At 63.3% G+C, this 12781-nt stretch carries 13 protein-coding genes; 10 read left to right on the top strand and 3 right to left on the bottom strand.

Features of this window, described 5'->3' with window-relative positions; all coding sequences use genetic code 11:
• Positions 1-149: 149 nt before the first annotated feature.
• From proB to C8264_RS19010, 10 genes are all read left to right on the top strand, one after another.
• Positions 150-1289, top strand: a complete 1140-nt coding sequence (gene proB, locus C8264_RS19055) for a glutamate 5-kinase (protein ID WP_108462577.1) — start codon at positions 150-152, stop codon at positions 1287-1289.
• Positions 1276-2556 (top strand): glutamate-5-semialdehyde dehydrogenase, encoded by a 1281-nt coding sequence (locus C8264_RS19050; RefSeq protein ID WP_108462576.1) that lies wholly within the window; start codon positions 1276-1278, stop codon positions 2554-2556. The genes proB and C8264_RS19050 overlap by 14 nt, the downstream gene beginning before the upstream one ends.
• A 6-nt stretch (positions 2557-2562) precedes the next feature.
• Positions 2563-3204, top strand: a complete 642-nt coding sequence (locus C8264_RS19045) for a nicotinate-nucleotide adenylyltransferase (protein WP_342748713.1) — start codon at positions 2563-2565, stop codon at positions 3202-3204.
• Positions 3205-3381: 177 nt separating this feature from the next.
• The gene (gene rsfS / locus C8264_RS19040; RefSeq protein WP_108462624.1) at positions 3382-3774 is read left to right on the top strand and encodes a ribosome silencing factor; all 393 of its coding nucleotides are present in this window, start codon (positions 3382-3384) and stop codon (positions 3772-3774) included.
• 9 nt (positions 3775-3783) lie between these two features.
• Positions 3784-4266, top strand: coding sequence for a 23S rRNA (pseudouridine(1915)-N(3))-methyltransferase RlmH (gene rlmH / locus C8264_RS19035; RefSeq protein ID WP_108462575.1), 483 nt, complete (start codon positions 3784-3786; stop codon positions 4264-4266).
• A gap of 105 nt (positions 4267-4371) precedes the next feature.
• A complete protein-coding gene (locus C8264_RS19030; protein ID WP_162783770.1) occupies positions 4372-5814 on the top strand; it encodes a murein hydrolase activator EnvC family protein in 1443 nt (480 codons plus the stop codon).
• Between the two features lie 7 nt (positions 5815-5821).
• Positions 5822-7273 (top strand): S41 family peptidase, encoded by a 1452-nt coding sequence (locus C8264_RS19025; protein WP_108462573.1) that lies wholly within the window; start codon positions 5822-5824, stop codon positions 7271-7273.
• An 80-nt stretch (positions 7274-7353) separates the two neighbouring features.
• Positions 7354-8463 carry a divergent polysaccharide deacetylase family protein gene (locus C8264_RS19020; protein WP_108462572.1) on the top strand — a complete coding sequence of 370 codons (1110 nt, stop codon included), beginning with the start codon at positions 7354-7356 and terminating at the stop codon, positions 8461-8463.
• Between the two features lie 10 nt (positions 8464-8473).
• Positions 8474-9013: an RNA pyrophosphohydrolase gene (locus C8264_RS19015; protein WP_108462571.1), complete on the top strand. Its 540-nt coding sequence runs from the start codon at positions 8474-8476 to the stop codon at positions 9011-9013.
• Positions 9010-9696, top strand: coding sequence for an aspartate/glutamate racemase family protein (locus C8264_RS19010; protein WP_108462570.1), 687 nt, complete (start codon positions 9010-9012; stop codon positions 9694-9696). Before C8264_RS19015 ends, C8264_RS19010 begins: the two co-directional genes overlap by 4 nt.
• A gap of 222 nt (positions 9697-9918) precedes the next feature.
• On the opposite strand, the gene C8264_RS19005 is transcribed toward C8264_RS19010, so the two are convergent.
• The 3 genes from C8264_RS19005 to C8264_RS18995 all read right to left on the bottom strand — a co-directional run bounded on the left by C8264_RS19005 (position 9919) and on the right by C8264_RS18995 (position 12779).
• Complete coding sequence (locus C8264_RS19005) at positions 9919-10344, bottom strand: F0F1 ATP synthase subunit epsilon (protein ID WP_108462569.1); 426 nt, start codon at positions 10342-10344, stop codon at positions 9919-9921.
• 86 nt (positions 10345-10430) lie between these two features.
• Positions 10431-11870 (bottom strand): F0F1 ATP synthase subunit beta, encoded by a 1440-nt coding sequence (gene atpD / locus C8264_RS19000; protein WP_108462568.1) that lies wholly within the window; start codon positions 11868-11870, stop codon positions 10431-10433.
• Positions 11871-11891: 21 nt separating this feature from the next.
• On the bottom strand, positions 11892-12779 hold the full coding sequence (locus tag C8264_RS18995; RefSeq protein WP_108462567.1) for a F0F1 ATP synthase subunit gamma: 888 nt from the start codon (positions 12777-12779) through the stop codon (positions 11892-11894).
• Between the last annotated feature and the right edge of the window lie 2 nt (positions 12780-12781).

The following is a 12781-nucleotide window of genomic DNA, read 5'->3' as shown; positions in this document are numbered from 1 at the left end:
GACACCCTCCCCCTCGCGGGGAGGGATCAAGGGTGGGGGGCGAGAGCCCCAATATTGTGGCTCTCATCACCCCCTCCCAACCTCCCCCGTCGAGGGGGAGGTGTCGGCCCGAGTTTGGCCGAGCACACAGTGCTAAAGGGCCCAAAAACATGAACGCCCTTGTCCCCTACCGTCGCCTAACCATCAAGATCGGCTCCGCCTTGCTTGTCGACAAAACGGGCAGGCTACGCGCGCAGTGGCTGGCGAACCTGGCCAGCGATCTTGCCGCCCTCAAGACCGACGGCTGCGAAGTCGTCATCGTCTCCTCCGGCGCCATCGCCCTTGGCCGCGGTCTTCTCGGCCTCTCCGCCGTGGCTCTGACCCTTGAGCAATCCCAGGCCGCCGCCAGCGCCGGACAGATTGCCCTCAGCCAGGCCTGGGCCGAAGCCCTGGGCCGCCACGACATCGTCACCGGCCAGATCCTCATCACGCCCAACATCACCGAGGAGCGGCGCTACTACCTCAACGCCCGCACCACCATCGCGACCCTATTGGGCCTCGGCGCCGTTCCCATCATCAACGAGAACGACAGCGTCGCCACCGCGGAAATCCGCTATGGCGACAATGACCGGCTTTCCGCCCGAGTCGCGACCATGATCGAGGCCGATTGCCTCGTGCTCCTCAGCGACATCGACGGCCTCTATACCGCCCCGCCTGCCAAGGACCCGGACGCGCGGCATCTGCCCGAAGTGCGCGTCATCACCCCCGCCATCGAAGCCATGGCCGGTGGCGCCGCGAGCCATCTGTCGCGCGGCGGCATGACCACCAAGGTCGAGGCCGGCAAGATTGCGACGCAAGCCGGCACGGCGATGATCATCGCCAAGGGCACCGAAGATCATCCGCTTAAGGCGCTGACCGAAGGCGGCCGGCACACGCTGTTTTATCCGGCCGAGAGCCGCGCCCAGGCCCGCAAGCGCTGGATCATGGGCTCGCTCGCCCTTGCGGGTACGCTGAGCGTCGACGCCGGCGCCGCCCGCGCCCTGCTCACGGGCAAATCGCTGCTGCCCATCGGCGTCACCCGCGTCACCGGCGAGTTCGAGCGCGGTGATGCCATCGCCGTCCTCAATCCCGACGGCATCGAAATCGCCCGGGGCCTCGCCGGACTCGATAGCGACGAAGCACGCCTGGTTATGGGCAAGCGCAGCGACGCGGTGCAGGAATTGCTCGGCACGTCCAATCGTGCCGCCCTCATTCATCGCGACAATATGGTGCTGGTTGGCGCCAAGGAGGAAAGCCATGAGCTTGGCTGAAGCCGAACAATCTCTCGGTTCCATCATGTCCGAACTGGGCCGCAATGCCCGCATCGGCGCCAGGGCCCTGGCGATTGCCACGCCAGAGCAGAAGCGCACCGCGCTGCTGACCGCGGCTGGCGCGATCAATGCACACCGCAAGAAAATCCTGGCCGCCAACGCCAAGGACATGGAAGCGGCCCGCACCAAGGGCATATCCAAGGCATTCCTTGACCGTCTGGAGCTGACCGACGCCCGCATCGACGGCATCATCGAGGCCGTCCAGACCATTGCCGAACTCCCCGATCCCGTCGGCACCACCATCGCCGAATGGGATCGCCCCAACGGTCTTCATATCGAGCGGGTGCGCACGCCCCTTGGCGTTATCGGCGTGATCTTTGAATCGCGCCCCAACGTCACCGCAGACGCCGGCGCCCTTTGCATCAAATCCGGGAACGCGGTCATCCTGCGCGGCGGCAGCGACAGCTTCCACTCCAGCCACGCGCTCGTTGAATGCCTGCTCGACGGGCTCCATCTCGCGGGCCTACCGGTTGAGTGTGTGCAACTGGTCCCCACCACCGATCGCGCCGCAGTGGGCGAAATGCTCCGGGGGCTCGACGGCAATATCGACGTCATCGTGCCCCGCGGTGGCAAGACACTGGTCGCCCGCGTACAGAACGAAGCCCGCGTGCCGGTATTCGCCCATCTCGAAGGGCTGGTACACGTCTATATCGACAAATCTGCCGATCTCGAAAAAGCAGTAAGCGTCACGCTCAACGCCAAGATGCGCCGCACCGGCATTTGCGGCGCGGCCGAGACACTGCTGGTGCACCGGGACGTGGTCAAGACCCACCTCAACCCCATCATTGACGCTTTGATCGCCAAAGGGTGCGAAGTGCGCGGAGATGCGACTGTCAATGCTAACAATCCGCTAACCGAAACGGCCACGGAAGAGGACTGGCGCACCGAATACGAGGACGCCATTATATCGGTAAAGATCGTCGACAGCCTTGAGGCCGCGATCGCCCATATCGAGAAATATTCCAGCCACCACACCGAAGCGATCATCGCCGAAGACCCCATCGCCGTTGACAAATTCTTCCGCGAAATCGACAGCGCCATTCTCCTGCACAACGCCTCCACCCAGTTCGCCGATGGCGGCGAGTTCGGCTTTGGCGGCGAAATCGGCATCGCCACCGGCAAGATGCACGCCCGCGGCCCCGTCGGCGTCGAACAACTCACCAGCTTCAAATACCGCATCCGCGGCAACGGCCAAACGAGACCCTGATCCCTTTTGACCCTGCGTCACCCAATCCGCATTCCCGGCATCACCGAACTGCCCGTCTCCGGCGCGGGCATGCGCATTGGGCTGTTTGGGGGCAGCTTCAATCCCGTACATGAAGGTCATCGGCTCGTGGTCGAGGAGACCCTGCGCCGGCTCGATCTCGATGCGCTCTGGGTGCTGGTCACCCCTGGCAACCCGCTCAAGGATCACAAGGAACTTGCCCCGTTGGCCGACCGGGTGCTGGCGGCCCGCCGCCTGCTGCGCCATCCAAAAGTGCGCGTCACCGGCTTTGAAGCAGCACATGGGTTCACTTACTCCTGGCAAACCATCCGCTTCTTAACCCAGATCATGCCCGACCGCCGCTTCGTGTGGATCATGGGTGCCGACAATCTGGTCAATTTTCACCGCTGGGAGCGCTGGCGCGAAATCGCCGAAATGCTGCCCATGGCCGTCTATGTCCGGCCCGGCTCTTCCCGCCTGGCGCCCACCTCTCTGGCAGCGAGCGCCTTGGCGCGCTGGCGCATTGACGAGGAAGACGCCCCCCGTCTGGCCATGCTCCCGCCCCCCTCGTGGATTTATCTCCATGGTCGCCAATCGACGCTCTCTTCATCGGCAATCCGGGCCCAAACGCGGCACTTTGATGCAAAGTGAGGGGGCAATCTTGCGAAATGGCGCCAGAGAGCGCATATTGTCCCCGTGTGATGATAGTCACCGGAACAGGAACTGATTGCTTGCCGTTTACAAAACGCCTGCACATTCCGATCAACAACCAAGGATGCTGACCCTACGCATGACCCATGCACTGTCATGGGCGGAAGGCCATTGCTGATGGCCGCGCTGCCCGAGAACACCATTTCCGCTCCTGAGGCCGTCAAGGCCAACCCGGAACGCCCCATGATCGATGTGATCCTTGAATGCCTGGACGATGCCAAGGCCGAGGAGATTGTTGCGGTAGATATTACCGGCAAATCTTCCCTCGCCGACCACATGGTCGTGGCGTCCGGCCGCTCGCAGCGTCATGTCGGTGCCGTCGCCGATCAGATGGTAACAGCCCTGCGCGATGCCGGATACGGCAAGCCGCGCATCGAGGGCTTGCCCCATTGCGATTGGGTCCTGGTGGATGCCGGCGATGTCATCGTCCACATTTTCCGCCCCGAAGTGCGCGAGTTCTACAACATCGAAAAGATGTGGCAGGCAGATTTCGCTGCCGACGCTCACTGATCATTTCGCATGCGCATAACGATTGCGGCTGTCGGCCGAATGAAGGCCGGGCCGGAGCGTGAGATGGTTGCGCGGTATCTCGACCGCGCGACCGGCGGCGGCAAGCCGCTGGCGCTGACCGGCTTCGATGTCATCGAACTCACTGAATCCCGCGCCTCCTCTTCGGCCAGCCGCAAGGCCGAAGAAGCCAAGAACCTGCGCGCCTCTTTGCCCGATGGCGTCGTGGTAGCGCTGGACGAACGCGGCAAATCCATCGGTTCCGAAACCTTCGCCAACCAGATCGGCCGCTGGCGTGACGATGGCCGCCCCGCGGCAAGCTTCGTCATTGGTGGGGCTGATGGCCTCCTGCCCGAATTCGTCAGCCAGGCCGATCTGGTGCTGAGCTTTTCGCCCCTCACCTGGCCGCACCAATTGGTGCGCATCATGCTGGCCGAGCAGCTTTACCGCACCACTACCATTCTGTCGGGTCATCCCTATCATCGCGGCGACTGAGCAGGCCATCACGGCATGGTTAAGCATCGTTAACCTCCGCTTTGGAGCGGGCTTGCTATGGTGCGCGCACTGATTCGGGCGTGCGGCGCCCGTGCTGGAGGTTTCATGGCGCTTGGGCGTGTCAGAGGGTTAGGGCTTTTGCTGGCTGGCATGTTGCTGGCGGGCGTTTCCTCCCTGCCTTTGGTGGCGCAAACCGAGCCTGCCCGACCGCAAGCCGAACCCGCTCCGGTCACGCCAGGGCCCGTCCTCGCGCAGCCCGCTTCCGTGCCGGGAAGCCCCGGCGAAGCACCCCCTGCCGAGCCGGACGCAACCCCGCCTGCACCAGAGGCACCGGCCGCCAATCAACCCGCCATTCCGACCACGGCCGACCTCGAGGCCATTGAATCCTCGATGACGCTCAGCCAGCAGCGCATCGATGAACTGAAAGCCGAAATCGCGGCGCTGGAAGGCGATGTCGCCAGCCAGAACGCCGCCCTGATCGCCGCAGCCCAGCGCGTCAAGCTGGCAGAAATCGAGGTTGCCGATGTCGAAGAGCGGCTCAACACACTGATTGTCTCCGAGCTTGAAGTGCGCGGACGCCTCGATGGCTCCAACGCGGAAATCGCCAATGTGCTGGCGGCATTGGAGCGCATCAGCCTCAATCCGCCGCCAGTTCTGATCGTTGACCCCGACGACGCATTAGGCTCGGCCCGCAGCGCCATCCTGATCGCCGCCATCGTGCCGCAGCTGCGCGCCAAGGCCGATGCGGTCACCGCTGATCTGCGCGAACTGAACGATATCAAGGCGAGGGCCCTGGCCGAAGAGCAAACGCTCAAGGCCAATTACGCCGTGCTCGAGGAAGAGCAATTGCGCATCGCGACCCTGATTGCCGCGCGCAAGCAGGGCCTAGGCATGCGCAACGCCCAGTTGACCGCCGAGGAAGAACAGGCTGTGGCCTTGGCCACCCGCGCCACTTCGCTCAAGGAATTGATCGACAGTCTCTCAGCCCAGCTGACGTCGGTGGCCAATGCCTCGGCCGCCGCCAATGCACCGCTCGATCCCGATGCGCCCGTATTGACGCCCCAGGAAATCCAGGTGGCGCTGGCCAATACCGCGCGCACCGAACCGGCGATCCCCTTTGCCGCCGCCAGGGGCTATCTGACCATGCCCGCCAATGGCGTTACCGTGCTTGATTATGGGGCCAATGACGGCTTTGGAGGCGTCAACCAGGGTCTGTCCCTGGTGACGCGTGCTGAGGCGCAGGTGGTGGCGCCCGCCGATGGCTGGGTGCTCTATAAAGGGCCTTACCTCAATTACGGCCAAATCGTCATCCTCAATACCGGACAGAACTACACCGCCCTTCTGGCAGGTCTCGAAACCGTGACGGTCGACATCGGCCAGTTTGTACAAATGGGCATGCCGCTCGGCACCATGGGATCACGCACAATTGGGCGCTCCGTAACCACCAATGCTGGCGCCGCCCAGCCGACCCTCTATATTGAACTCCGACAAAACAACGAGCCGGTCGATCCCACCAATTGGTGGGCGACCCCGACCCAGAGTGGATAGAACCCTCATGCGCCTTACGCCCCTTCGCACGCTCGCCATTGCTTTGGCGCTTTCGCTGCCCGCTGGCTTGTTGATTGCCCAGGAACCGGCCCCCGCTCCCACAACCGAGCCACCTCCCGCCGAGGAAACGCCCGCTCCCGCGCCGGATCAGGCACCCGATCAGGCTCCGGTCGAAGAACCAGCGCCGGGCGGAGAAGAACCCGAGCCCACGCCGGAAGAAAACGCTGCCGCCCCGCGCGATCCGCTCGAGATCTATTCCGATCTCAACCTCTTTGGCGAAATCTTCGATCGCATCCGGGCCGAATATGTCGATCCGCCCGATGAGCAGGAGCTGATCCGCGCCGCCATCCAGGGCATGCTGACCTCTCTCGATCCTCATTCGGGCTATCTCCCCCCCGCCGACTACGACGACATGCGCGAGGATACCTCGGGCGAATTCGGGGGCTTAGGCATCGAAGTCACCATGGAAGAAGGCATCGTCAAGGTCGTTTCCCCGATCGACGACACCCCGGCCGCCCGTGCCGGCATCCTCGCCAATGACCTCATCGTCGAAATCGATGGCACGCAGGTGCAGGGCCTGACGCTGGATGACGCCGTCGGCAAGATGCGTGGCCCGCTGGGCACCAAGGTCGAGATCACCGTCGCCCGCGAAGGCGTGCCCGAGCCGCTGACATTCGAGTTGGAACGCGCCACCATCTCCATGCGCGCCGTGCGCTGGAGCATGGAAGGCGATGTTGCCGTGGTGCGCCTCGCCCGCTTCTCCGAACAGGCCTTTGTCGGTATCGAAAAGGCGATCAAAGACATCTATGCCGAGCGCGATAAGGCCCCGCCCAAGGGCATTATCCTCGATCTGCGCAACAATCCGGGCGGGCTTGTCGACCAGTCGGTCTATGTCGCCGATGCCTTCCTCAAGCAGGGTGCCATCGTGCTGACGCGCGGCCGCATCGCGCAGGAATCCGCCCGCTACGACGCCCAGCCCGATCCGCTGGATGCACAACTCACGGACGTGCCCCTGGTCGTGCTGATCAATGGCGGCTCCGCTTCGGCCTCCGAAATCGTGGCCGGAGCGTTGCAGGACCACAAGCGTGCAACCGTTGTCGGTACCCGCTCCTTCGGCAAGGGCAGCGTCCAGTCGATCATCTCGCTTGGCCCCGATGGGGCCATGCGGCTGACGACGGCACGTTACTACACGCCAGACAACCGCTCCATCCAAGCGCTGGGCATCACGCCCGATATCGAGGTCAAGCAGGTCGTCCCCGAGGAATTCCAGGGCCGCGACGAGATCATCGGTGAAGCGGGGCTCGCCGGCCACATCACCATCGAAGGCCAGGAAGAAACCACCGTCGGCTCCTCGGTCTATGTGCCACCGGAAGCGGCCGACGACGCGCAGCTGCAATATGCCGTCCGCCTGATCAATGGCGAGGAGACCGATCCGGCCTTCCCGCCCAAGGCCGAGTAGGCACGAGCGCCGTGCTATGACTGGTTTGGGCGGGGTAGCTGATTCGCTGCCCCGCCCTTTTGCTTTCGGGACGTCCCTTATTGGCCAATGATCTCTCCACGCCCCTGACCGGGCGCAAGCGCAAACCCGGAACCAGGCGCCAATGGCCGGTCGGCCGGATATTGCTGGCCGTTCTGGTACTAATCAGCGCCGCCGTGGCCGCGCGCCTGCTGCTGGTCGATGATCCCCATGGCGGTCGCCCGAGCGAAGAAGTGGCGATTACCAGCACCCGCAACGGCAATGAGCTCGCCAATGCCGTCAGCACCGGCCCGGTGACCATCACTGCCGATCCCCAGCAATACCCGGCAGGCACCAATGTCACCCCACCCGCGCCATCGAGCACTACCGGCGCCCCAGACATGTTCGGTGCCCTGCCTGATCTCAGCGAAGAAACCGCCGACGGCGCCATCCCGCGCATCTCCGCCGCAGGCCTTACCCCCTTCGCCGCCTATGCTCGGCCCGCTGAAGCCGCTCTCGCCAGTGGTAAGCCCATGGTGGCCATCGTGGTCAGTGGCCTTGGCATCAACGAGCAGGGCTCGCTCAGCACCATCGATCAACTGCCGCCCGAAGTGACCCTGGCCTTTGCGCCCTATGGCAAGACCCTCACCACCACGGTGGCTGCCGCGCGCTCGGCTGGGCACGAGGTCCTGCTCGAAGTGCCGCTCGAGCCATTCGATTACCCCCAGAACGACCCCGGCCCCCAGACGCTGCTGACAGGTGAGCCGACCCGCTCCAACCTCGACAAGCTGTTCTGGCTCATGGCCCGCTTTGGCGGCTATGCGGGCCTCGTCAACAATATGGGCGCCCGCTTCACCGCATCCGCGGCCGATTTTTCGCCGATCATGGAAGAGCTTGGCGCGCGGGGTCTCGGCTATCTCGATGATGGCTCCTCCAACCGTTCGCTCGCCCCTCAGCTTGCCCAGGGCAACAAGGTGCCTTTTGCCAGGGCCGATCTGGTGATCGACGCCAATCCTTCGCGCCAATCCATACTCGCAGCGCTTGCCAGCCTTGAGCAGGCCGCAGTGGAGAACGGGCAGGCAATTGGTATGGTAAGCGCCTTGCCCATATCGATAACCGCAGTCGCCGAATGGGCCGGCGAGCTGGAAAGCAAGGGCATCGCCCTGGTGCCGGCCAGCGCCCTGATGAAGTAGAGTTTGCCCCATGTCTGCTGATCGTCCCGCCCGGGAATCCCTGCCCTATCGTGATTGTGTGGGCGTCGCCGTGTTCAATAACGAAGGCAATGTCTTCATCGGCCGGCGCAAGCCCAACGACTATATCGAGGGCAAAGCCGTCATCGAGGCACCCTGGCAGATGCCCCAGGGCGGCATCGATAGGGGCGAGGACCCTCTGCGGGCTGCGCTGCGCGAGTTGCACGAGGAAACCAACATGTCGAGCGTCAGCCTTTTGGCCGAAGCGCCCGAATGGATCCACTACGAGCTGCCCGACGAAGCCCTCGGCATCGCCCTGCACGGCAAATACCGCGGCCAGCGCCAGCGCTGGTTCGCTTTTGCCTTCACGGGCGACGACAGTGAAATCGACGTGCACAGCCCCGGCGGCGGCAAGTTCACCGCCGAGTTCGACGAGTGGCGCTGGGAAAAACTCAGCCGCACGCCCAGCCTGATCGTGCCCTTCAAGAAGGACGCCTACGACAAAATCGTCGAAGCTTTCGCCGACATTCCACAGCGGTTCGCCACTCCATGAAGACCATCGGCCTGATCGGCGGCATGAGCTGGGAATCCACCGCTCACTATTACCGCGTCATCAATCAGGAAACCGCCGCACGACTGGGCGGCCTTCACTCCGCGCCGTTGATCGTGCATTCGGTCGATTTCGCGCCCGTGGCCGAATTACAGGCAAAGGGTGAGTGGGAGGCTGCGGGCAACCAATTGGCCACCATTGCCCGTGCGCTACAGGACGCCGGTGCCGAAGTCATCGGGCTTGCCACCAATACCATGCACATCGTTGCCGACCAGATCACCGCCGCCATCGAAATACCCTTCGTTCACATCGCTGATCCGACCAGTGATGCCTTGCTGGCAGATGGATTCGAAACCGTGGGCCTCCTGGGCACCCGCTTCACCATGGAAATGCCGTTCTATCACGATCGCCTGGCGCAGCGCGGATTGGCATCGATCATCCCCGAAGTCGACCGCACCAATCTCAACGGCATCATCTACGAAGAACTATGCCGCGGCATCGTACGGGAAGAATCCCGGCGCATCTATGTCACGGCCATCGAACGGCTGGCCGCCCGCGGCGCCGAAGCGGTGATCCTGGGCTGCACCGAAATCACCATGCTGATCGACGACAGCGTCAGCCCCCTCCCCGTCTACGACACCACCGACCTCCACGCCAAAGCCCTGGTCAACGCCGCGCTGGTCTAGTCGTATCGTGCATAACCTTTGCCCAGTAGACCGCATCGTGAACCCTCCGAAGGAACGAGGTCTAAGGGGCCGTCGCCCTCGGGCTTGACGCGGACGCTCTGTACTTGCCGAAGCTTCGCCAGATGCGGCCCCGAGATCGAGCAGACATGGTGCGATGCCAATTCCTAAAACGAAAAAGCCCGCGTCATCCGCGGGCTTTGTTATCTTGGTCACCGAACGACCTTAGTGGATATGCCCACCATTGATCTGGCCTGCTTCTATGGCAAGGTTCAGCAAGCCGCTGACGATCTCTTGGGCATAGGAGCGCTCTTCCGGCGTCGGCGCGGTGGCGAGTTCTGCTTCCGCGGCCTTGATCTGGACGGCCAGGTCTGCGTGATCGAACTCGGAGAACGGCACCGACTGCTCAGCCAGGATGGTCAGGCCTTCTGGCGAAACATCGGCGAAACCGCCCTTGACGAAGAAGATCTCGTCGCGCCCGCCAAGCCCGTTAACAGTGATGAAGCCGGGGCGCAGCGTCGTCATGAACGGCGCATGGTCGTCCATCACGGTGAAATAGCCTTCGGTGCCCGGAACGGTGACCGATTGGACGACTTCCGACAGCACCAGCCGCTCGGGCGACACGATCTCGATCTTGAGGCCTTCAGCCATTCTTTTGGTCCTTTGGCAGTGGAGCCCGGTTTTGACCCGAGCTCCATCACGACGAAAGGGTCAGGGCGCGGACGCCCGAACCGATATTAGGCGGCCTGTGCAGCCAGCTTTTGCGCCTTCTTGACGGCATCCTCGATGGTGCCGACCATGTAGAAGGCCGCTTCGGGCAAGTGATCGTACTCGCCGTTCACCAAGCCCTTAAAGCCCTTGATGGTGTCTTCGAGCTGAACGAACACGCCGGGCGAGCCGGTGAACACTTCCGCCACATCGAACGGCTGGCTCATGAAGCGCTCGACCTTGCGGGCGCGGGCCACGACCAGCTTGTCCTCTTCGGAAAGCTCGTCCATGCCCAGGATGGCGATGATGTCCTGCAGCGCCTTGTACTTCTGCAGCACTTCCTGAACGCGACGGGCAACTTCGTAATGCTCCTGGCCAACAACATTGGCATCGAGAATACGCGAGTTAGATGCCAGCGGGTCCACGGCCGGATAGATGCCCTTTTCCGAGATGGCGCGGTTCAGCACGGTCACGGCGTCGAAGTGGGCGAACGAGGTCGCGGGCGCCGGGTCGGTCAAGTCGTCGGCGGGCACGTACACGGCCTGCACCGAGGTGATCGAGCCCTTGTTGGTGGTGGTGATGCGTTCCTGCATCGCGCCCATGTCGGTCGCCAGCGTCGGCTGGTAACCCACGGCGGAGGGGATGCGGCCCAGCAGAGCCGACATTTCGGCACCGGCCTGGGTGAAACGGAAGATGTTGTCCACGAAGAACAGCACGTCCTGACCCTGGTCGCGGAAGTTCTCGGCCACAGTCAGACCGGTGAGAGCAACACGAGCACGTGCGCCAGGGGGCTCGTTCATCTGGCCGAACACCAGCGCGCACTTCGAACCGGCGGCCGAGCCACCGTTCTCTGCCGGGTCCTTGTTCACGCCCGATTCGATCATTTCGTGATAGAGGTCGTTGCCTTCGCGGGTACGTTCACCAACGCCCGCGAACACCGAATAACCACCATGCGCCTTGGCGACGTTGTTGATCAGTTCCTGGATCAGGACGGTCTTGCCAACGCCGGCGCCGCCCATCAGGCCGATCTTGCCGCCGCGTGCATAAGGGGCGATCAGGTCCACGACCTTGATGCCGGTGACCAGAACCTGGGATTCTGGGTTCTGTTCGGCGAAGGCGGGCGCTTCCTGGTGGATTTCGCGCTTTGCTTCGCCAACGATCGGGCCGGCTTCGTCGATCGGCTCGCCGATCACGTTCATGATGCGGCCAAGAGTTGCCTCGCCAACCGGAACGGTGATGGCGGTTCCCAGATCGACCACTTCGGCCCCGCGAACCAGACCTTCGGTCGTGTCCATGGCAATGGTGCGCACGGCGTTCTCGCCCAGGTGCTGCGCCACTTCAAGAACCAGACGCTGGCCGTTGTTGGTGGTTTCGAGCGCGTTCAGAATCGCGGGCAGGTGACCGTCAAACGTGACGTCGACGACGGCGCCGATGACCTGGGATACGCGACCGGCCTTTATGTCTGCCATTTGGTGGTCCTCGCTGTGTGCTTAGAGCGCTTCCGCGCCCGAAATGATTTCGATGAGTTCTTTGGTGATCTGGGCCTGGCGCTGGCGGTTGTAGCTCAGCTGCAGCTTGCCGATCATTTCACCAGCGTTGCGGGTCGCATTGTCCATGGCGGACATCTGCGCGCCGTAGAACGAGGCGGAGTTTTCGAGCAGGGCCTTGAGAATCTGCACCGAGATATTGCGCGGCAGCAGATCTTCGACGATCGCTTCTTCGCTCGGCTCGTATTCGTACGGCACGGCCGATGCTTCGACAGCGCCCTCGCCTTCCGGCTTTTCCAGCTTGGCCGGAATCAGCTGCTGGGCCGTCGGCACCTGGCTGATCACCGAGCCGAACTTGGCGAAATACAGCGTCGCCACGTCGAACTCGCCGGCGTTGAACATCTCCAGCACCTTGTCCGCGACCTGCTGGGCCTGGGTGAACCCGACCTGCTTGATCTCGCGGAAATTGAAGGTGTCGACGATGTTGTTCGGATATTGCCGGCGCAGGATATCGTGGCCCTTGCGGCCCACGGTCAGGATCTTGATCGTCTTGCCCTGGCTGATGAGCTTGGCGGCATGTTCACGCGCGAGGCGGGCAATCGACGAGTTGAAACCGCCGGCTAGGCCACGCTCACCGGTGGCGACCACCAGCAGATGCACCTGATCGTTTCCCGTACCGCCAAGCAGCACGGGCGCATTTTCCTGCCCGTCATAGACCGCGCCGAGCGCGGCCAGAACCTTGCCCATGCGTTCGGCGTAGGGGCGAGCCGCCTCTGCCGCTTCCTGGGCGCGGCGCAGCTTTGCCGCCGCGACCATCTGCATGGCCTTGGTGATCTTCTGGGTCGATTTGACCGAGTCGATCCGGTTCTTGAGGTCCTTTAGCGAAGGCATGG

The sequence above is a fragment of the Devosia naphthalenivorans genome, assembly GCF_003056355.1.
Lineage (GTDB): Bacteria > Pseudomonadota > Alphaproteobacteria > Rhizobiales > Devosiaceae > Devosia > Devosia naphthalenivorans.
The sequence above is the reverse complement of the archived record's forward strand: the minus strand, read 5'-3'. Positions and strand labels throughout refer to the sequence as shown.